Raw genomic sequence first — 19,830 nt, 5'->3', positions numbered from 1 at the left:
TTTTGAAACCTCTGTTCAGTTCGATTTTTTTTCCAGCCTAGGGAGTTAAAAAAGTCTCCCCTCACGCAAAGATCGTCGGCCATTCCTCAGATGCCGAAAGCTCCCGCAGCACACCAGAAGCTTCCTTCAAATTGTTGCGGTTACCCTGGTCTTGCCAAAGCCTCTTGCGCTTTGTTAATGGCTATCATACTAACTGCCTAGTCAATTCAATCTGAAGACAAGACCTTTCGGCCAGGCTCCATCGGCGCCTGGCAGCGGTCTAAGGCTGTCCTACTTTCGGGGGTGCGCGTGGAAATCGAAAACGACTTCGTGGCGGATTATATTGAGCTTACGGCGGATATCGTCTCGGCATTCGTCAGCAACAATTCCGTGCCGGTTTCGGATATTCCGGCCCTCATCGCATCGGTTCATACGACCCTGGGCAGTCTGACGACGGCGAAGACGCCGGAAAAGGCCGAGCCGCTGACCCCGGCCGTGTCGATCAAACGCTCGATCACGCCGGATTTCGTCATCTGCCTCGAAGACGGCAAGAAGTTCAAATCGCTGAAGCGCCACCTTCGGACGCGCTATTCCATGACGCCCGAAGAATATCGGGCAAAATGGAACCTTCCGAGCGACTATCCGATGGTTGCTCCGAACTATGCGGCCGCACGGTCGGAACTGGCGAAGAACATGGGGCTCGGCCAGCAGCGCAGGAAATCCCGCGTGAAGGCACCCGTCGTCGAGGCACCGCCGACACCCGCGCCGCGCGGTCGTCGCCCTCGCACGGCCACCAACGCCTCCTGAGCCCGACGAGTCTGTGGCTCGCCTCACCGAGGCGCAACCTCACCCCGGGATACGAGACTTCCGGGGGCGAGACTTCGAGGGGCGAGGCGACGGCCACGACGGAGCCACCAGGACGCGCTTCGGTTTCCGGAGCGCTTCGTCCAAGGCAAGTGAAGCAAAGCCGTGCGTGTGACGAGCGGATGGAATGACCCATTCTCGCTGGATCAACGATCCCAAGCCGCTCGACATGTCTCGCGACGATCGGGACCTCCTCGGACAGGCATCGAACCAAGGTGCCCAAAGCACCTTCGGGGCGAAACAGCCGCAGCCGCGAACCTATCCACAGGAGAGTTGTGGCGCCGGTGACTGTCCGGCTCGTCACGACAACCGACCATACCCGCGCCCGTTGTTCGATTTATCGAAAAAACCGAGCCTAATTTCGCGATACATTTGAATGAAACTCATTCCTATCTATCCTATATAATAGGATATCCCGATATCGGGACATGATGTCTGTCGAACGCCGGCGGGACGACAAGATCTGTGCCCGATAGGACCGGGAATCACACCGGATCTCTTTGAGAGAGACTGAGGACGCGCCGTCCCTGGTCATGCCGCGAGACGATCGTGGTCCATCCGGCGGTCTTTCGCCGCCGTGCCGTTAGGCCTGTCGCAAGGCCCTCCCTGCATTCTCGGAAAACAGGCGGCCGGTGCGGCCGCCCCGAAGGCGGGAAGGGATGCGCATGTCCGGTCGATCGAGCCTCGTCGCGCGCCTGTTCTGGACCACGATCGTCGGCGGCGGCTTCGCCTTCTGGTTCGGACTACCCGCCCTGGCCGCAACCGGCCTCTGCCTTGGCCTGATCCTGCTGCATCGCCTCGACAGGCCCGCGCGTTTCAGGCGGACGGTCCGCCGGCTCGCGCGCACCCATGCCGAGACCCTTGCTCTGCGCCGCCGCCAGGAATGTTTCGAAGACGCCTACGGCAACCGGATCGACGACGGCTGGCTGCGCGAGCGGGATTACTTCGCCGAGCGGACGATCCTGCCGCATCTCGACGCCAGGGGGTTCACCGATCTCGCCGATACCCGCTGGCAGACGGTCCTCGACATCGTGGACGATGTCGCTCTCTCCGTCGATCTGCCGGACGAGGACGAGGCGCCGGAGGACGGCATCGCCTACGAGCGCTTCTGCGCCGAGGCCCTGCGCGAGGCGGGCTGGACGGCGCGCCAGACGAAGGCCAGCGGCGACCAGGGGGCCGACGTGGTCGCCGAGCGCTCAGGCATCCGCCTCGTGCTCCAGTGCAAGCGCTACACGAAGCCCGTGGGCAACGCGGCGGTGCAGGAGGCCTCGGCGGCGGCGCGCTACTGGCAGGCGGACATGGCGGCCGTCGTCTCCAATGCCGGCTTCACCCCCGCCGCGCGCAGGCTGTCGGGCGCCACCGGCGTCCTTCTCCTCCACCACGACGCCCTTCGCGACCTCGCGCCCATCCGCAGATCGCGGCGGCTCGACGCCGAGCCCGCCTGAGAGCCCTTCGATGGGACCTCTCGGCGGCGGCGCATACCAAAGTCGGTCATCCGCCAAGGTCCATTTTCCCAAGCAGACCCCCTCATCCTCGCAACTCACCGCCTGCATCGTCTGGTCTTGTGGAGGATGCGGGGCCGGAGGGGACATCGGTTGAATCGATCCGATTGCAGGATGCGTGAGAAGGAGGCTGGACAGGGCCCCACGACCTCACTATACCCCCGCTCCAGTCGACGGCGCCAAGCGCTTCGGCGGAGGCCCAGGTAGCTCAGTTGGTAGAGCATGCGACTGAAAATCGCAGTGTCGGCGGTTCGACTCCGTCCCTGGGCACCATTTCCTTTTATGCCATTTCCGCATTGAGATCGTTGGGCCTTCTCGCCCGCACCGGTTTACGGAAGTGGGGACGCCGCCCCGTCATTCTGTGGTTTCTGCGGCGCCCCTACCTGCCTGATTGGGCCGCTCACCGTCGCGACGACGAACACCGGCGCTGGCGGGCGAGGTCCACAGGTACCTTCGACGGATCCCCGGTGAGACTCCGAGCGCGCCCGTTGGGACGTGCCGCACAGCGGCCGGCATCACGCCAGAAAAAGGCCCGGCACGGAGTGATCCGGCCGGGCTCGGGTTAGGGGATGGGAACTGAACTTAGGTGAGGAGGAACCCAAAATCGCTCGCATCCAGCGACAAAGCGGCAACATCATGAAGGATGATCTTGTTGCCTGACCCAGCGCCCTCGAATGTGATGAGCGTATTCGCTCCGCCATTCAGTCCGCTGATGTTGATGTCATTGAAGCTGTTGACGAGGGCTGACACGTCAAAATGGTCTGCACCTGACTCGAAGCCATAGACATTGTCGCGTCCAAAGTTCGCTTTGAAAGTGAAGGTATCAGCCCCTGCGCCGGCAGAGAGTTTGTCGCTCCCGGTGCTACCGTCAAGGACCGTGTCACCCGCACCGGCCGTGATGGTGTCGTTGCCCTTGGTGCCCGTCACCGTAGCGAGCGTCGTTGCGGCATTCTGTACGGTGATCGCGACCTTCGTGCTCACACCAGACATATCGAGGGTCAGCGAATCGCGCACATAGACCGCCTCGACCTCCTTGAAGTTCATGTCGATGAACGTGAAGGTTTCCGCCCCCTGAAGGAAGAGTTTGTCGTTGCCGGCATCCCCCTGGACCAGCGTCGGCGCCTCGATAACCACCAGCCTATCGTCGCCGACTCCCCCGACCAGCGTGTCGGAGCCAGCGTCCCCGCGCAGGGTATCGTTGCCCTCACCTCCGAAAAGCCGGTCATTTCCCGCGCCGCCAGCGAGGACGTTGGCCGCCGCATCGCCCGTCAGCGTATCGGCGTTCTGGCTGCCGGCAAGGTTCTCGATACTGGTCAGGATATCGCCTTGCGCGTCACCGCCACTGTAGGAGCCCGTCGCTAGATTGACGGTCACACCGAGGAGGGAATGCTCGTAGCTCGCCGTATCGCTGCCACCCGCGCCGAAAAGCTGGTCGGCTTTCGCGCCGCCTTCGAGCACATTGGCCGTCGCATCGCCTGTCAGAACGTCTTCGTATCGACTGCCGCGAAGGTTCTCGATATCGGTCAGGATATCACCTTCAGCGTCGCCACCGGTATTGGCCCCCGTCGTCAGATTGACGGTCACACCGAAGAGAGAATGCTCGTAGCTCGCCGTGTCGCTGCCACCCGCGCCGAGAAGCTGGTCGGCTTCCGCGCCGCCTTCGAGCACATTGGCTTTTGCATCGCCCGTCAGAGAATCCGCGTAGTCACTTCCGCGAACGTTCTCGATGCTCTCGAGAATATCCCCCCACGCCGCCCCACCATCGTTGACCTTGGTCGTCAGGTTCACATCGACAGAAAAGGCTGACGTCTCGTAGCTCGACGTGTCGTTACCTGCGCCACCTCGGATGACGTCGGCGCCGTTGAGACCTTCCAGGATATTGTCACCCGCATCACCGACCAAGATATCGAGGAAACGAGTGCCGACAACATTCTGAATGTCGATGAGCGTGTCATGAAATCCGAAGCCGTCCCTGTTGTAGGCCTCGCGCTCGTCAAGAAAGACCTGAACGCCCAAAGTATCCGGAGCGTTCGGTCCGCTGTATCCCACATAACTGGCGGTATTGTTTCCGGAACCGCCTCGGATGATATTGGTACCCAGATTGCCTATCAAGGTGTCGTCGCCGCCACCGCCATTCAAGACGTCATTGCCCGAGCCGCCGTATAGGAAGTCACCAAGTTTACCACCCTGCAGAACGGAATCGCCAGTCCTGTCGTCATAGGCAAGAATTAACGGTCCGGCCCCATCGGCGACATTGACCTGGGCGCCACCACTTAGATACGTATATCTTACCGAAGGGGCTCCCCCTAAGGACAGGCCCAGGAACCCGCCGGCGAAGCCCACCTTGAGAGGCGCGTCTTTGTTTGAGTTCGGATCGGCGTTATTGCTCAAAAAAATCACTTCTTTGATGCGATCGTCGTCAAAAATTGCCAATCCTGCATAACTCATAGTATAAACTCCCGTTTCAGAGCGAATTCAATGCGAAGAATTAACGAAATACATAAAACATATCATGGCTGGATTTACACTAGACGCCTACCCTGACATCCGTTTGAGAGGCGAGCACGGATTGCCATCCGACAATCAAGGCTCAGCTCAATGGCTGGCAGGCATGCCTTTGCGAAGGCCGGGATACAATGAGGTCTGAGACGCCAGGAATAGAAAAAGCGCGGCTCGATTAAGCACTATCTTATGGTGTGCCTGATCCGACCCTCTGGGTTATCGCACAAATTGTGAGGCCGCCGGACGCGCTTCGCGCAGCCGATGGATCGTTTCGTTCAATGCCGACGTTTCACATGGTGCGACACAGCATGAGGATGCCGCGATGCCGTCGTTGCTCGAAGCCGCCGAAGACGAGTTGACCGCCATGGCGCAGGCGGCGAGGGAGGCCATCGACCTCCGCTTACAGATGTCTCCAGGCGAAGACGGGGTCAGCTTCTGGGCAGCCGTCGCCAAGCTTTATGCCCGAGGACTGGCAGAGCCCGTAGCGGTGCCTGAGGAATGCGCCGCGTAACCTTGGGCTATGACAGCCCATATTGAGCGAGACGTGCCGCCCTCTTGGCCCGCATCTGCATGGCCTTGATAGCGTGCCGATGGCTCGCTTGGAGCAGGGCGTCTTCCCCTTCGCTCCGCCCGTCGCCCATCGCGCGTGCCGGGCTGCTATGCAGATCGTGTCGCAGGAGTGGGGCGATGCGACCGACGGCGCGGAATGAATGCGAGGCGGACCACCGGTAAGACAAGGCGAGAGTCATTCTACAATGACTCGACGATCACTGTAGTCGCCTGATTTCCAGGGCGACGGACCGGCATTGCCGTCGCACATGGGCTGTCTGGACATTCATTGAACCCACGCCGGGGATCGTCGCGTCCCCATCCTCGTGATGTCCTCAGCCGGCCCTATACGATCGACGGTCGATCGGCAGGATCAGTCAGCGGAGTGACCCGCCGAGATCGAAGGCCGCTCGGGGTGAACGATCGAGCAGCTCGTCTTTACGATCCGCCCCTCGCCACGCCGAGTGGATCGCCCGCGATCCTTCGATCAGACCCGCCCCTACCGGTCCCGATCCGCCTCAAGCTGCTTCATGAGTTCGGCAAGGCGTGGGTCCAGCGGCTCGTCGATGACCGGCTCATAGAGGGCCTGCAATTCCTCGCCGAGACGCCGCCGGGTCGTCTCGGTCAATGCGCTGTTCAGATCCGTGGCACGGGGCCTGGGCCAACTGGGCTCGCGGTATTCCTCGATGCGCATCCCAACTCCCTCTCTGACACGAAGACTGTAAACGCGAAGGCCGACGATAGGTTCATATGTCGCGGCTCATGGGGAATGGTCTCCCTCCGGCGGAGAGACCGGGTGCCCTGGACATGAGTCCCTTCGCGACACAGGCAGCCTTGGGCGAGGGCATCTCCGGGCAGAAGTCCGCGCTCTTGTCGATGAGAAAGCCGCAGCGGGAGTTTCGTGGGAGGCGCCGAACTGCCATCCCTGCTGTGCCGATGACCATCGAGCGAGCGTGCCACCGGAATAACGAGAGCAACTGTCGAGGTCGAACGATGTCAGCGCGCCCGGCGATCGCGGATGAGCGAAACTTCGACCACGCTCATGGTCCATGAGAATCTATGATTTCTGACGTTTTAGCCTTGTCTGAAATTTGTGCAGGCTTGTTATTCGATATAATTTCTCAGCATTTTCTTAATAGATATTTGAGCTGGCGATTTATGCTTGCATTGCCGCCTCGGCGGGTTAGGCTTCGGCGAATCATCCCGCTTCGGAATCGCCATCCCATCGCCGTATGAGCCTCACCTCCGCGCAAATCCTCGACCTCGCTCCCGATGCGTCGAGCCGCAAGGCCGGGCAGGATCAGGCGAAGGCGGCCAAGTGGAGCGGGCTCGGGCGGGCGGGCGACGTCGTCTGGGGCGAGATCAAGGGAAGCGGAGCGAACCCCTATCGCACGGTGGCCGATCTCTCCGGTCCGGCCTCGAAATGCACCTGCCCGAGCCGAAAATTTCCCTGCAAGCACGCAATCGGCCTGATGCTGGTGGATGCCGCCGCGCCGATCTCCGAGGCCGAACCGCCGGATTGGGTCGCCGCCTGGATCCGGGGCCGCGAGAGCCGCGCCGTCTCGGCCGAAACGCGGTCCCAGCAAGCCTCCGCCCCCGTCGACGAGAAGGGGCAGGCCAAGCGCCGCCAGGCCCGCGAGGACAAGGTCTCGGCGTCCCTCGGCGAACTCGACCTCTGGCTCGGCGACCTGATGCGGCGCGGCCTCGCGACGGTGCGGCGCGAGCCCTATGCCTTCTGGGACCGCATGGCGGGACGCCTCGTCGATGGACAGGCCCCGGGCCTCGCCCGCAGGGTCCGGGCCATGCCGGGCCTCGTCGCGGCCGCGCCCGGCTCTGCCGCACGTCCGGAGGCGACCCTTGCCCTCGCCCTCGGCCGCCTGTCCCTGCTGGCCCGGGCCGCCCGGCGTCTGGACCGGCTCGCGCCCGAACAGGCAGCGGGCGTCCGCGCGGCCATCGGCTATCCCGTGACCGCCGAGGAGATGGCGGCACGTCCGGGTCTCGTCGACGAGTGGGCCGTCCTCGCCCATGCGGTGGAGGACGAGGACAAGCTCACCGCCCGCACCGTCTGGCTCGCCGGACGCACGAGTGGCGCCATGGCCCAGGTGGTCGATTACGGCACCTCCGGCTCGCCGCTGCCGCCGGTCCCGGCGGCGGGGCAGGATTTCTCGGGCGCGCTCGCCTTCCATCCCGGCGATCCGCCGCTCAGGGCCGTGTTTCGCGAGGGGCGTGCCGGACCGGCGCAGTCCGGCGCCCTGCCCGGCGCGACGAGCGTCGCCGAGGCCCTCGACGGTTTCGCCGAGGCCCTGGCGCGGGCGCCATGGATCGACCGCTGGCCGGTCAGGCTGTCCGGCCTGCGCCTCGGACATCTCGCGGATGGCGCCATGGGCGCGGGTGACGCCACCGGCTGTTTCACCCTCGCCGATTCCGCACATTTCCCCCCTCTGATGGCGGTGGCGGCGGGCGGCCCTGTCGATCTTTTCGGGCTCTATGACGGGTTCGCGCTCACGCCCCTGGCCATGGTGGCCGACGGCCACCTCTACGCCGTTCCCGCCCAGGATTCCCGGCCGATCCTGGTGAGGGCGGCCTGATGAGCCTCGACGCATCCGCCCCCGACGATTGGGAGTCGGCCCTCGTCTCCGTCCTGCTGGGGGCCGACAGCTCTCCCGCCCCCGCCGACCTCGAGACGGTCGCCGGCGTGCTTCCGCGCGCGGAGCCGGGCATGGCCCTGCTGGCGCGGGTCGCGGTCGCGGGCATCCACCATCTCGCCGGCAGCGGCTTTCCGCCCGGCGCCTTCACGCCGGCGCCCCCCTACGAGGCGAAGGGCCGGCCCTGCCCGCCTGCGGCGGCGGCGCGGCTCGGGCTGCTCCTCGCCGGGGGCACAGAGGCGCGGGGCCGCCTGAAGGAGTGGTGTGAGCTCGCCGCGGCAGCAGGGATGCGCGCGCCGCCCTGGCTGCTTCCGGCCCTCGCGCCCTACCGGCGCGAGTGGGAAGAGATCATCGACGCGGTCGCGGGCGAGGAGCTCGCCTGGCTGGAAGCGGCCTGTTCCGCCCGAGGCGCCGAGGCGGCGACTCCGGCCCCGGACGGCCCGGAGGAGAGCCCCGCCGAGCGCCACGCCGCCTTCGCCGACTTCCGCCGGCGCGATCCGGCGGGAGCCCGCGCCGAACTGGAGGCTGGGTTCCGCGCCGAGAAGGCGGACATGCGTGAGCGCCTCGTCCACATCCTGGAGATCGGCCTATCGGAGGCGGATTCGCCCTTTCTCGAAACCTGCCTGGACGATCGCGCGGGCGGCGTGCGCGCGGCGGCGAGGAGTCTGTTGCCGCGCCTCACCCAGTCGCTCCTCGCCTCCCGCATGGCGGCGCGGGCGCGAACCGCCCTCGTGGTCGAGAGCAGCGAGAAGCTCCTCGGCGGGACGAAACACACTCTGGTGGTCACGCTGCCGGAGGAATCGCCGACGCTCGCCCGGGACGGGATCGAGCCGAACGCCTACGAGCGGAGGCGCGGCGGCGCGAGGGCCGGTCTGCTCGAGAGCGTCATCGCCGCCGCTCCCCTCCACGCCTTCGCCGAACATCCGCCGAGGCTCTGGATCGAACTGGCCCTGCGCAGCGAATGGCCGATCCAGATCGTCGATGGCCTTCTCACCGCCGCGCGCCGCGAGCGCGACCTCGACTGGGTACGGACGATGGTGTCGGTGCTGGGCGAGGCGGCCGCCGGGCGCCTCGCCGGCATCGAGCCGGGCGATGCCCTCCGTGAGACCTGGGCCAGCGCCGTGCGGTCGCTTCCCGCTGCGGAATGGGAGGCGACGGTGACGCAGATGCTCGCCAAGGGGGAGATCGATACGATCCTGACCCTTCTGAGGCAGCCCCCCTCCTCCCTGTCCGAGGCCTTCACGGCGGCCCTCCTCGATTGGCTCGCCTCGGTGACGCGGACCTCGCAATCCGACCGTAAGGACCTCGCCTCCGCTTACCTGCTCACCCGCCTCGCCGAACGGGCCTGGCCCGACGAGGACCATGCGGCCTCCGCCGCCGCCATCCTCGCCCGGCTGCCGGACGAGGCCGAGGACAACCTGCGCCGGCAGATCGAGGGTTTCGCCGAAACCCTCGCGCTGCGCGCCACCATCCGACGGGAGTTCGCCTGAGGCATGAGCCAGACCAACGGAACCAAGACGACGCAGCTGCGCCGGGCCGCCGAGGATGCCTTCGCCGAGGAGCTGGAGGCGCTGCGCGGCGCCGATGACAGGCCGCGCCCGCCGAACTGGCTGCTCTCGCCACAGGCCGTCGTCACCTACCTCATGGGCGGACGGCTCGAATCCGGATTCGAGGTCACGCCGAAATACATCGGCGACCGGCGCCTGATGGAAGTGGCGGTGGCGACGCTGGCCACCGACCGGGCGCTCCTCCTCCTCGGCACGCCGGGCACCGCCAAGAGCTGGGTCAGCGAGCATCTGGCGGCGGCGATCTGCGGCACCTCGCGCCTCATCGTGCAGGGCACCGCCGGCACCAGCGAGGAATCGATCCGCTACGGCTGGAACTACGCCCTGCTGCTGGCCAAGGGGCCGAGCCGCGAGGCCGTGGTGGCGAGCCCGATCGTGCGCGCCATGGAGGAGGGCAGAATCGCCCGCGTCGAGGAACTGACCCGCATCCCCTCCGAGACGCAGGACAGCTTCATCACGATCCTTTCCGAGAAGACCCTGCCGATCCCGGAACTCAACGAGGAGATCGCCGCCGCCCGGGGCTTCAACCTCATCGCCACCGCCAACAACCGGGATCGCGGCGTCAACGAATTGTCGAGCGCGTTGAAGCGCCGCTTCAACACCGTGGTGCTGCCCTCGCCGGCCACGATCGAGGCCGAGATCGCCATCGTCGAATCCCGCGTGGCCGCCCTCGGGCGCGCCTTCGAGATCCCGGCCGAACCGCCCGGCGCCGACCAGATCCGCCGCGTCGTCACCATCTTCCGCGAGTTGCGGGAGGGTGTGACCGCGGACGGCAAGAGCAAGGTCAAGCAGCCGTCCGGCACGCTCTCCACGGCGGAGGCGATCAGCGTCGTCGGCAGCGGGCTGGCGCTGGCCGCCCATTTCGGCAACGGCCACCTCTCAGCCCACGACCTCGTCTCCGGGATCAGTGGCGCGGTGATCAAGGATCCGGTGCAGGACGCCATCGTCTGGCGCGAATATCTCGAAACCGTCGTGAAGGAACGGTCGGAGTGGAAGGACTTCTACCGCGCCGCCCGCGAGAGCGCGTGACCCGCGCGTCGAGACGCGGGGTGAGCATCCCTGTCCCCGCGCGCGGGGAGAGGGCCGCGACGACCCCGTCGTCGGCGCGGCGAGGCGGCAGCCGAGGGTGAGGGGGCGATTCCGAAAGTGCCTCATCCTGAGCCGCCCCCTCACCCTCGCTCCGCTCATCACAGGCACGACGAGGTGCCTGTGATCCTCTCCCCGCAAGCGGGGAGAGGCGTGGCCCGTCTTCACTCGGCGGCGCCCGTCCCTCGCTGCCTCATCATTCCACCCACGAGACCGTTCGTGCCATGAGCCTTCGCCCCACCACCCCCGGCCGCGATGCCTGAGGTTCGGATCTTCGGCATCCGCCACCACGGGCCGGGATCGGCCCGCTCGCTGCGCGCGGCCCTCGATGACTTCCGGCCCGATTGCCTGCTCATCGAGGGGCCGCCGGATGCCGACGCCCTGATCCCCCTCGTCGCCGACCCGGCGATGGCGCCGCCGGTGGCCCTGCTCGTCTACCGGGCGGACCGGCCGCAGACCTGCGCCTTCTTCCCCTTCGCGGCCTTCTCGCCCGAATGGGTGGCCATGCGGCATGGACTCGACCATGGGGCGACCCTGCGCTTCATCGACCTGCCGCACGCGATCCAGCTCGCCGACGGGTTCGAAACGAGGGGAGAGGCGCCCGAAGGCGAGACGGCGCCGGCCGGGCTCGATGCGCCTGCGTCCGAAGATGCAAGCGAAGCTCCCTCCCTCGCCCTGCGGCGCGATCCCCTCGGCGAACTGGCCGAGGTCGCGGGTTTTCCCGATGGCGAGCGCTGGTGGGACGCCTTCGTCGAGAGCCGCGCGGGCGAGGACGGCGACGTGTTCGCGGCGATCCAGGAGGCCATGACGGCCCTGCGCGAGGGCGCGGAGACCGCTCCCGGCCAGGACGCCGACGGGGACGTGTTTCGCGAGGAGGCGCGCGAGGCGCATATGCGCACCTGCCTCCGCAAGGCGGCGCGCGAGGGTTTCGCCCGCATCGCCGTGATCTGCGGCGCCTGGCACGCCCCCGCGCTGGCGCGCCACGATGCCAAGGGACAGGTCGGCCTCGATGCGGCGACTTTGAAAGGGCTGCCCCGGACCAAGGTCGCCGCGGCCTGGGCGCCCTGGTCCTACGAGCGCCTCGCCACCGCCAGCGGCTACCGGGCCGGGGTGCTCTCGCCCGAATGGTACGACACGCTATGGAACCATGAGGGCCGCGTCGCCGCCCGGTGGCTCGCGCGCGCGGCGGCCCTGCTCCGCGCGGAAGACCTCGACGCCTCGCCGGCCTCCGTGATCGAGGCTGCCCGCCTCGCCGAGGCGCTGGCCGGGTTCCGGGGCCGGGCACGCCCCTCCCTCGACGACCTGCACGAGGCCGCGCAGGCGACCCTGTGCTTCGCCGATCCGGCCCCGATGGCGCTGATCCGACGCAAGCTCGTCATCGGCGAGCGCCTGGGCGCGACCCCGCCGGACAGTCCCGGCACGCCGGTGGAGGCGGATTTCGCCGCGACCTGCAAGAGCCTGCGCCTCAAGCCGGAGGCGGTCGCGGGCGACCTCGTCCTCGACCTGCGCAAGGAGAACGACCTCGCCCGCAGCCATTTCCTCAACCGGCTCCACCTCATCGGCATCCCCTGGGGCCGGCGTCAGCAGGCGCGCGGGCGCGGCACCTTCAAGGAGGCGTGGTTCCTGTCCTGGCAGCCCGAATGGGTGGTGGATCTGGTCGCCGCCTCGGCCGATGGCGGCACGGTGGCGGAGGCCGCCGCCAGCCGGGTGCGCAGGCGGGCGCACGAAGCGACCCGCGTCGCGGAACTGTCGGGCCTCATCGGCACGCTCCTCGACGCCGATCTCGCCGGAGCCGGGGAGGATGTGATCCGCGCCCTCAACGACCGCGCCGCCGTCTCGGCGGACGTGTTCGACCTGATGGAGGCGTTGCCGCCGCTCGCCGAACTGGCGCGCTACGGCTCGGTGCGCTCCTCCGATACGGAGCCGGTGCTCGGCGTGGTGCGCGGGCTCGTGCCGCGGGCGGCCGCAGGACTGACGGCGGCCTGCCAGAGCCTCGACGACGACGCAGCGAGTGCGGCCAAGGCGCGGATCGTCGGCGTCCACGCAGCGATCTCCCTCCTGGAGGAGCCCGACCTGAAGGCCGTCTGGCAGGAGGCCCTTCGCGGCCTTGCCGACCAGAGCCATGTGCATGGCCGCGTCGTCGGACGCGCCGTGCGACTGCTGTTCGATGATCGGGCCCTCGATGCGGAACAGGCCGGCGACCGGCTTCGCCTCGCTCTGTCCCGCGCCTCCGGCACGATGGCGGCGGCCGCCTGGATCGAGGGGTTTTTGGAGGAGAGCGGCACGGCCTTGATCCATGGCGGCACCCTGCTCGCGGTCATCGACGAATGGCTCGCCGGCCTCGACGGGACGCTCTTTGCCGAATTGCTCCCCCTGCTGCGACGCACCTTCGCGACGATCTCGCAGGGCGAGCGACGCGCCATCGGCGAGGCTTTGAACCGCCATGGGACGGGTGTTTCCGACGAAGAGGGATCGGGCCGCACCCTCGATGCCGAACGCGCCGCCAGGGTGCTGCCGATCCTGCGCCTCCTCCTGGCGCCTGTGGAGAGCGAGACGACGGAGGGCATGCCATGAGCGACACCGAGCGCCTGCGCCGCTGGCGCCTCGTCCTCGGCGGGGGCGCGGCGGACGGCACCGGCTGCGGCCTGTCGGGCCGCGATGTCGGCATCGACCGGGCGCTCGGCGCCCTCTACGATTCCGACCGGAAGGGTGGGCTCGGCGCCTCGTCCCCCTCCGTGCCGCGCTGGCTCGGCGACATCCGCGATTATTTCCCGGCCTCCGTGGTGCAGGTGATGCAGCGCGACGCCTTCGAGCGCCTCGACCTCAAGCGCATGCTCACCGAGCCCGAAATGCTGGAGGCGGTGGTCCCCGACGTCGCCCTCGTCTCGACCCTGATCTCCATGCGCGGGCTGCTGGGCGGCAAGACCAAGGACACCGCCCGCCTCGTGGTGCGCAAGGTCGTGGAGGCCCTGATGCGCAAGCTCGAAGAGCCCCTGCGCCAGGCGGTGACCGGGGCCATCGATCGCGCCAGCGTGAACCGGCGCCCGCGCCACACGGAGATCGACTGGAACCGGACCATCCGGGCCAACCTGCGCCATTACCAGGCCGAGTACCGCACCATCATCCCCGAGACCCGGTTCGGCCACGGCCGGCGCCAGCGCGCCAGCCTCAAGGACGTGATCCTGTGCATCGACCAATCCGGCTCGATGGCGAGTTCGGTCGTCTATTCGAGCATCTTCGGCGCGGTGATGGCCTCGCTGCCGGCGGTGACCACCCGTCTCGTCGTGTTCGACACCGAGGTGGTCGACCTCTCCGACGAGTTGGAAGACCCGGTGGAGGTGCTCTTCTCGGTCCAGCTCGGCGGCGGCACCGACATCAACCGGGCAATGGGCTATTGCGAATCCCGCATCACCCGGCCCGAGGACACGATCCTGGTCCTGATCTCCGACCTCTACGAGGGCGGCGTCGAGGCCGGGCTCCTGGCGCGCGCGCAGCGGATGGTGGCGTCGGGCGTGCAGGTGGTGGCGCTGCTGGCCCTGTCCGACGAGGGCGCGCCGTCCTACGACCGAGCGCTGGCGGGCCGGCTCGCCGCCTTGGGTGTGCCCGCCTTCGCCTGCACGCCGGACCTGTTCCCCGACCTGATGGCGGCGGCGATCCGGAAATCCGACCTCACCGCCTGGGCCGCCTCGGCCGGCATCGCGGCGATCCCGGCGGCGGGCGCGCCCGGCTGAGAGCTTGTTTGAGTTGTTGTCCAGGGCGTTACCTCATCCTGAGGTGCCGCGTAGCGGCCTCGAAGGAGGGCTCCAGGGATCGCGCGACAACTGGAGGCCTCCTTCGAGGCCCGCTGACGCGGGCGCCTCAGGATGAGGAGGTCTGCTTGGATGATCGACTTTGGCAGACGATCGACTTTGGCATGGGCATCCGCTGAGACATCCGATCAAAAAAGACTCTGAGCGGCACGCATCTAATCCGAAGTTGTTTCGTCGGCAGACGGATCGGCTGCGAGCCGATTTCTTTCGCGAAGCAGGGCCGGGTGAAACGCCCTCGCCCTCCGCAGCCTGCGTTTCAGCATCCGGCGGGAGCGGGAGCGGATCGGCCACAAGGCGCGTCTCATGGAGTCCCCCTACCCGAGATGGAGCGGCGGCGTGGGCCGGCCGGCCTCACTCAGGCCTGCATGGATGGCGAAGCGGCGGGACGGGAGAAGGGCGAGGGTGCCTATGTCGAAGCTCTCCGCAGAGCGGTCGTCGGCCGTGCGGACCTCTCGATAAGCGTCGGGCTCGGCGGCGGAGGGGGCGAGCATGGTTCGGAAACCTCGGTGCGGAAGACGACGTGGCTGAACATGGCGGCGACCCCGCCGAGATGGGCAGCGTCCGGGATCCCGTGCAGGATCTCACCGGGCCGAAGCCTGGCAAAGCAAACCCCGCCAAGCGACGGCGGCGCGCGAAGCAGATCGGAGACGGCTTTCCACGCAGCGCCGATCATGCGGGGGCCGTTTCGGCGAGATCGCCGTAGAACCGCGCCGCCACGTCGGGATGGGAGCGCAGGCGGCCCTTGAGGTAGTTGCGGCCGACCTCGTGGAAGAGCGGGTTGTCGGGGTCGCTCGCCGGCCCGCGCGCCTCCGAAGCGAGGTCGGGCGGCAGGGCGAGGAGGGGCACCGTGGCGTCGTGGCGGGCGCCGAGGAAGAACGCGACGGAGAGGCGGTCGCGCCCCGCCGGCGGGGTGACGACCCGGTGGATCGTGGCCCGCAGGTAGCCGTTGGAGGCGAGTTCGAGCAGTTCGCCGATATTGACGACGAAGCTCCCCTCCACCGGCTCGGCCGCGATCCAACCGTCAGGCCCATCGACTTCGAGGCCGCTCTGCCCGTCCTGGACCAGGAGGGTGAGGAAGCCGCTGTCCTTGTGGGCGCCGACGCCCTGCTCTCCCTGCGTGGCCTCGCGGCCGGGATAGCGGATGATCTTGATGTGCTGGTTCGGCGCGCCCTCATAGATCGGGGCGAACACGTCCTCGGGCTGGCCCAAGGCGAGGGCGAAGGCGCGCAGCAGGCGGATGCCGAGCTGCGTCACCGCCGCCTGCCAGCGCAGCAGGCCGACGCGGAGGTCGGGCAGTCCGACCGGCCATTGGTTGGGCCCCTGCAGCCGGCTCCAGGGGGGCGAGGCAGCGGTCTGCGGAAGGACTTCGCGCTCGGCGCCGACATCGAATTGCTCGCGCCAATCCGGCGCGCCCCGCGTGATCTCGCGGCCGGCCGCCGTGTAGCCGCGAAAATGCGGTGAGCGCACCATCGCCACCGCCTGCTTCTCCGGGAGAGGCAGGGCGAAGAAGCGCCGGGCCAGGGCCTGGACCTGCGTGATCTCCGCCGCCGGAATGCCGTGGCCGACGAGGTGGAAGAAGCCGACATCGCGGGCGGCATCACGCAGTTCGGCCAGGAAGGCCTCCCGCTCGGCCGGCCCGGCATCCAGCCGGCGCAGGTCGAGACGGGGGATCGAGGCGGCGGGAGCAGAGGATTCCGGTGCCGCCCACGAAGCCAGCGGGGAGGCCGCCACGGTCAGGCGGCCTTCGCGAAGGACCCGACCGAGGCCAGGGCCTGGTCGAGATCGGCCAGGATGTCGTCGATGTGCTCGAGGCCGATGGAGAGGCGGACATAGCCGTCGGACACGCCGGTGGCGCGCTGGTCCTCGGGCGTGAGCTGCGCGTGGGTGGTGGTGGCCGGATGGATGGCGAGGCTGCGGGCATCGCCGATATTGGCCACGTGATAGAACAGCGACAGGGCCTCGATGAAGCGACGGCCGGCCTCGCGCCCGGCGGCGAGCTCGAACCCGACGAGGCCGCCATAGCCGCCCTTGAGGTAGCGTTCCGCCCGCTCGCGCGCCTTGCCGGTGGCATGCGAGGGGTGGATGACCCGCTCGATCTCCGGCCGGGCCGCGAGGTAATCGACCACGGCCTGCGCGTTGCGGCTGTGGCGTTCGATGCGCAGGGCCAGGGTCTCCAGCCCCTGCAGGGTCAGGAAGGCGTTGAACGGCGAGACCGACGGGCCGAGGTCGCGCAGCAGCCGGACCCGGGCGCGCAGGATGTAGGCGATGGGCCCGAGGGGCTTGGCCGCCTCGGTCCAGACCGCGCCGTGATAGCTCGGATCGGGGGTGTTGAGGGCGGGCTGGCGCTGGGGGTTGGCCGCCCAGTCGAACCGCCCGCCATCGATGATCGCCCCGCCGATGGCGATGCCGTGGCCGCCGAGATACTTGGTGGTGGAATAGACCACGATGGCCGCGCCATGGTCGAACGGGCGCGCCAGGAGCGGCGCGGCAGTGTTGTCGACGATGAGCGGGATGCCGAAGCCCCGGCCGATCTCGGCCACCTCCGCGATGGGGAAGACCGCGAGTTTCGGGTTGGCCAGCGTCTCGCCGTAATAGGCGCGGGTGCGATCGTCGGTGGCGCGGCGGAAATTCTCCGGGTCGGCCGGATCGACGAAACGGACCTCGATTCCCTGCTCGGCCAGCGTGTTGGCGAAGAGGTTCCAGGTGCCGCCATAGAGGTCGGTGGAGGCGACGATGTTGTCGCCGACCCGCGCGAGGTTCTGCACCGACAGGGCGGAGGCCGCCTGGCCCGAGGCCAGGGCCAGCGCCGCCGCCCCGCCTTCGAGGGCGGCGAGGCGCTGCTCCAGCACGTCAACGGTGGGATTGGTCACGCGGGTATAGAGGTGGCCGAGTTCCTTCAGGGCGAACAGGTTCTCGGCATGGGCCGTGTCGCGGAACTGGAACGAGGTGGTCTGGTGGATCGGCACCGCCACCGAGCCCGTGGTCGGATCGGCGCGCCAGCCCGCATGCAGGGCGAGCGTCTCGGGGTGAAGCGAGGCGGGCCGGGGCGAGTTCGGCGTGTTCTGGTTCGACATGGGGTGGCTCCGGGAAAGGGAACGGGGCGGGGCATCGGCCAAGGGATATCGGCCAAGGGATATCGGTCACCGCTTCGCAGAAGCGGCGTGATCCCGGCATCGAGCGGAATGATCGGAACTACAGTTCCATCGACGATGAAGTCTGTTCCGGCCCTCGACTAGGCCGCCTGGCGACTGATCAAGATGACATCCGTATCATGAGACACGCGCCACCCATGTCAACGAAATGGAATTTCGATTTTCGAGATCGATCGACACAAAGTCTTCGGCGGCAGGGGCGAGAGGGGAAGAGACCGTTCCTTCCCTCACATTGGCCCGCCTGCCACCGGCCGGGACTCTCTTCCGCGGTTTCAGCCTCGTGCTTCTCTAACGCCGGCGCGCCGCTCCGGCCTGGACAGAGCGGACGGGCCATGGTCCTGCACTTTGGGAAGTCCCACCCCTCGGAATGTCGGGCGGGCCGTGTCGTCCATCTGCCCATGGATGCCGCCCGTCGTATCCTCGTCGAACGGAGGCCCGATGAACGTCCTGATCGCCATGCTGGCGCTGAAGATCCTGACCCTGGCGGGATCGACGGCCACGACCATCGGCCTCGTCGGCCTGTTCGCCTTCCGCGACACCCTCGGTCCGCATCTCGTCCCGCTCTGGGTCGGCGGCTTCCTCGCCATCGCCCTCGGCGAAGGCGGGACATGGCTCATCGCCCGGCGGAACGCGGCCAAGACCGCCGAGGATTAGCCGAAGCGCGGGCTGTCGGGGTTGACAGGCCCGCCCCTACCCCTGCCGTCGCTCGAACCGGAACGGCCGGTGCTCGTCCTCGAAGGCCCGCATCTCGACCGTCCACAGCCCGCCATCGTCGCCGGCCAGGGTGAAATGGAGCGCGTAGGCGGTACCCTCCTCCCCGGCGGGGTCGCGGAACTCGATCTCGTCCAGCCACCAGGGCTCGTCCGCGCGGCCGCAGGCTTTCGTCCTGTCCACGAACAGGTCGAGATAGGCCGAGGCCGCGTCCCGCACGGCCGGGAGCGAGGCGGCGACCTTGGCCGCCAGATCGGCCTGGGCGCGGTCCACCGCGCCGTCCTCGTCGCCGAGGTAGAGGGTGATATGGTCGATCCGCGCGACCCAGGTGGCAGGTCCCATCCGGGTGAAGTTCAAGGCCACGGCGTCACCTCCCCTCCCCCGCCCCTGCGGGGGACCGCCTCTTCCTTCGGAACGAAGGTGCCGGCCAGGATGAGGCGGGTTGGCTCGTTCAGTCGACGGCGATCATCACGTCGGAGGATTTGACGACGGCATAGGCCTCGCCGCCCACGGTGAGGCCGAGCGCATCCACCGACTCGTTGGTGATCGAGGCGGTGACGACGGTGCCGTCGGCGATCTCGATCTTCACATGGGCGGTGGTGGCGCCCTTCTCGACGGCGACGATCTTGCCCTTGAGGGTGTTGCGCGCGCTGATCTTCATGGTGTTTCCCTTTTACCGTGCGGAATTGGGGCCGAGGATGGTGAAGCCTTGGGCCTCGAAGAAGGGCCTCGCCTCGGCGCTCTTCAGGAAGTCGAGGAACTTGGCGGCCCCCTCTCCCCTGGCCTCGGCCGTGACGGCGAACGGGTACACCACCGGGGGATGGCTGTCCGCCGGAAACACGCCCACCACCTTCACCCCCGGATCGGACTTGGCATCGCTCTCGTAGACCACGCCCAGCGGCGCCTCCCCGCGCGAGACCAGAAGCAGAGCGGCCCGCACGTTGTCGGCCTGGGCGAGGCGCGGCTGCAGGCCTCCCCACAGGCCGAGCGTCTCGAAGGCGGCTTTCGCGTATTTGCCGATGGGCACCGAATTGACCTCTCCGGTGGCGAGACGACCGTCGGGTCCGAGCGCGGCGGCGAAGCCCTCCGCCGTGAACGGCACGTCGGCGGCCGCGGCACCCTTCGGCGCGATGACGACGATGCGGTTGCCGAGCAGGTTCACCCGGCTCTCGGCGCGGATCAGGGTCTTCTTGCCGAGATAATCCATCCATTCGAGATCGGCCGAGGCGAACAGATCGGCCGGGGCACCGGATTCGATCTGCCGCGCCAGGGCCGAGGAGGCGGCATAGCTCGCCTTCACCTCGACGCCGCTCCTGGCGGTGAAGGCCTTGCCGGCATTGTCGAGGGCGTTCTTCAGGCTCGCGGCGGCGAAGACCGTGGCCGTCTCGGCCGCCCCGGCGGCAGGCGCCAGAACGACGAGACCGGCGAGCACGAGGGCACGGAAGGCGTGGCGCATGAAGGGGAGC

Annotated in this window: 17 protein-coding genes and 1 tRNA gene; 10 read left to right on the top strand and 8 right to left on the bottom strand. The window is 67.8% G+C overall.

Annotated elements, in window-relative coordinates; all coding sequences use genetic code 11:
• The first annotated feature begins 288 nt into the window (after positions 1-288).
• The 3 genes from ASF08_RS07810 to ASF08_RS07800 all read left to right on the top strand — a co-directional run bounded on the left by ASF08_RS07810 (position 289) and on the right by ASF08_RS07800 (position 2,618).
• Positions 289-786 carry a MucR family transcriptional regulator gene (locus ASF08_RS07810; RefSeq protein WP_056143616.1) on the top strand — a complete coding sequence of 166 codons (498 nt, stop codon included), beginning with the start codon at positions 289-291 and terminating at the stop codon, positions 784-786.
• 722 nt (positions 787-1,508) lie between these two features.
• Entirely contained in the window at positions 1,509-2,288 is a 780-nt protein-coding gene (locus ASF08_RS07805) for a restriction endonuclease (RefSeq protein ID WP_056143613.1), read from the top strand.
• Between the two features lie 254 nt (positions 2,289-2,542).
• Positions 2,543-2,618 (top strand) — tRNA-Phe (locus tag ASF08_RS07800).
• A gap of 309 nt (positions 2,619-2,927) precedes the next feature.
• On the opposite strand, the gene ASF08_RS07795 is transcribed toward ASF08_RS07800, so the two are convergent.
• On the bottom strand, positions 2,928-4,793 hold the full coding sequence (locus tag ASF08_RS07795; protein ID WP_082473121.1) for a calcium-binding protein: 1,866 nt from the start codon (positions 4,791-4,793) through the stop codon (positions 2,928-2,930).
• A 376-nt stretch (positions 4,794-5,169) separates the two neighbouring features.
• On the opposite strand from ASF08_RS07795, the gene ASF08_RS07790 reads away from it, so the two are divergent.
• Positions 5,170-5,358: a hypothetical protein gene (locus ASF08_RS07790; RefSeq protein WP_018041734.1), complete on the top strand. Its 189-nt coding sequence runs from the start codon at positions 5,170-5,172 to the stop codon at positions 5,356-5,358.
• Between the two features lie 537 nt (positions 5,359-5,895).
• Here the strand turns inward: ASF08_RS07790 and ASF08_RS07785 are convergent.
• Positions 5,896-6,090: a hypothetical protein gene (locus ASF08_RS07785; protein ID WP_018041732.1), complete on the bottom strand. Its 195-nt coding sequence runs from the start codon at positions 6,088-6,090 to the stop codon at positions 5,896-5,898.
• A 538-nt stretch (positions 6,091-6,628) separates the two neighbouring features.
• Between ASF08_RS07785 and ASF08_RS07780 the strand changes: the two genes are divergently transcribed.
• The 5 genes from ASF08_RS07780 to ASF08_RS07760 all read left to right on the top strand — a co-directional run bounded on the left by ASF08_RS07780 (position 6,629) and on the right by ASF08_RS07760 (position 14,423).
• Complete coding sequence (locus ASF08_RS07780; protein ID WP_056143445.1) at positions 6,629-7,984, top strand: SWIM zinc finger family protein; 1,356 nt, start codon at positions 6,629-6,631, stop codon at positions 7,982-7,984.
• On the top strand, positions 7,984-9,531 hold the full coding sequence (locus ASF08_RS07775; protein WP_056143441.1) for a DUF5691 domain-containing protein: 1,548 nt from the start codon (positions 7,984-7,986) through the stop codon (positions 9,529-9,531). The genes ASF08_RS07780 and ASF08_RS07775 overlap by 1 nt, the downstream gene beginning before the upstream one ends.
• Positions 9,532-9,534: 3 nt before the next feature.
• The gene (locus ASF08_RS07770) at positions 9,535-10,635 is read left to right on the top strand and encodes an ATP-binding protein (RefSeq protein WP_056143438.1); all 1,101 of its coding nucleotides are present in this window, start codon (positions 9,535-9,537) and stop codon (positions 10,633-10,635) included.
• A 312-nt stretch (positions 10,636-10,947) separates the two neighbouring features.
• Positions 10,948-13,266 carry a DUF5682 family protein gene (locus ASF08_RS07765; RefSeq protein WP_056143435.1) on the top strand — a complete coding sequence of 773 codons (2,319 nt, stop codon included), beginning with the start codon at positions 10,948-10,950 and terminating at the stop codon, positions 13,264-13,266.
• Entirely contained in the window at positions 13,263-14,423 is a 1,161-nt protein-coding gene (locus ASF08_RS07760; protein WP_056143432.1) for a VWA domain-containing protein, read from the top strand. Before ASF08_RS07765 ends, ASF08_RS07760 begins: the two co-directional genes overlap by 4 nt.
• Before the next feature lie 392 nt (positions 14,424-14,815).
• Here the strand turns inward: ASF08_RS07760 and ASF08_RS24640 are convergent, their stop codons facing one another.
• From ASF08_RS24640 to ASF08_RS07750, 3 genes are all read right to left on the bottom strand, one after another.
• Positions 14,816-14,992 carry a hypothetical protein gene (locus ASF08_RS24640; RefSeq protein ID WP_156629505.1) on the bottom strand — a complete coding sequence of 59 codons (177 nt, stop codon included), beginning with the start codon at positions 14,990-14,992 and terminating at the stop codon, positions 14,816-14,818.
• 178 nt (positions 14,993-15,170) lie between these two features.
• Complete coding sequence (locus ASF08_RS07755) at positions 15,171-16,232, bottom strand: isopenicillin N synthase family dioxygenase (RefSeq protein WP_056143428.1); 1,062 nt, start codon at positions 16,230-16,232, stop codon at positions 15,171-15,173.
• A gap of 2 nt (positions 16,233-16,234) precedes the next feature.
• Positions 16,235-17,575 carry an O-acetylhomoserine aminocarboxypropyltransferase/cysteine synthase family protein gene (locus ASF08_RS07750; RefSeq protein WP_018041723.1) on the bottom strand — a complete coding sequence of 447 codons (1,341 nt, stop codon included), beginning with the start codon at positions 17,573-17,575 and terminating at the stop codon, positions 16,235-16,237.
• Positions 17,576-18,091: 516 nt separating this feature from the next.
• Here ASF08_RS07750 and ASF08_RS07745 point away from each other — a divergent pair.
• Positions 18,092-18,307, top strand: a complete 216-nt coding sequence (locus ASF08_RS07745) for a hypothetical protein (RefSeq protein WP_018041722.1) — start codon at positions 18,092-18,094, stop codon at positions 18,305-18,307.
• A gap of 36 nt (positions 18,308-18,343) precedes the next feature.
• Here ASF08_RS07745 and ASF08_RS07740 read toward each other — a convergent pair whose 3' ends face one another.
• From ASF08_RS07740 to modA, 3 genes are all read right to left on the bottom strand, one after another.
• On the bottom strand, positions 18,344-18,727 hold the full coding sequence (locus ASF08_RS07740) for a hypothetical protein (protein ID WP_082473120.1): 384 nt from the start codon (positions 18,725-18,727) through the stop codon (positions 18,344-18,346).
• Between the two features lie 88 nt (positions 18,728-18,815).
• Positions 18,816-19,025 (bottom strand): TOBE domain-containing protein, encoded by a 210-nt coding sequence (locus tag ASF08_RS07735; protein ID WP_018041720.1) that lies wholly within the window; start codon positions 19,023-19,025, stop codon positions 18,816-18,818.
• A gap of 12 nt (positions 19,026-19,037) precedes the next feature.
• A complete protein-coding gene (gene modA / locus ASF08_RS07730) occupies positions 19,038-19,820 on the bottom strand; it encodes a molybdate ABC transporter substrate-binding protein (RefSeq protein ID WP_056143422.1) in 783 nt (260 codons plus the stop codon).
• Positions 19,821-19,830: the final 10 nt, after the last annotated feature.

This window comes from Methylobacterium sp. Leaf85 (genome assembly GCF_001422125.1).
GTDB classification, from domain to species: domain Bacteria; phylum Pseudomonadota; class Alphaproteobacteria; order Rhizobiales; family Beijerinckiaceae; genus Methylobacterium; species Methylobacterium bullatum.
The sequence above is the reverse complement of the archived record's forward strand: the minus strand, read 5'-3'. Positions and strand labels throughout refer to the sequence as shown.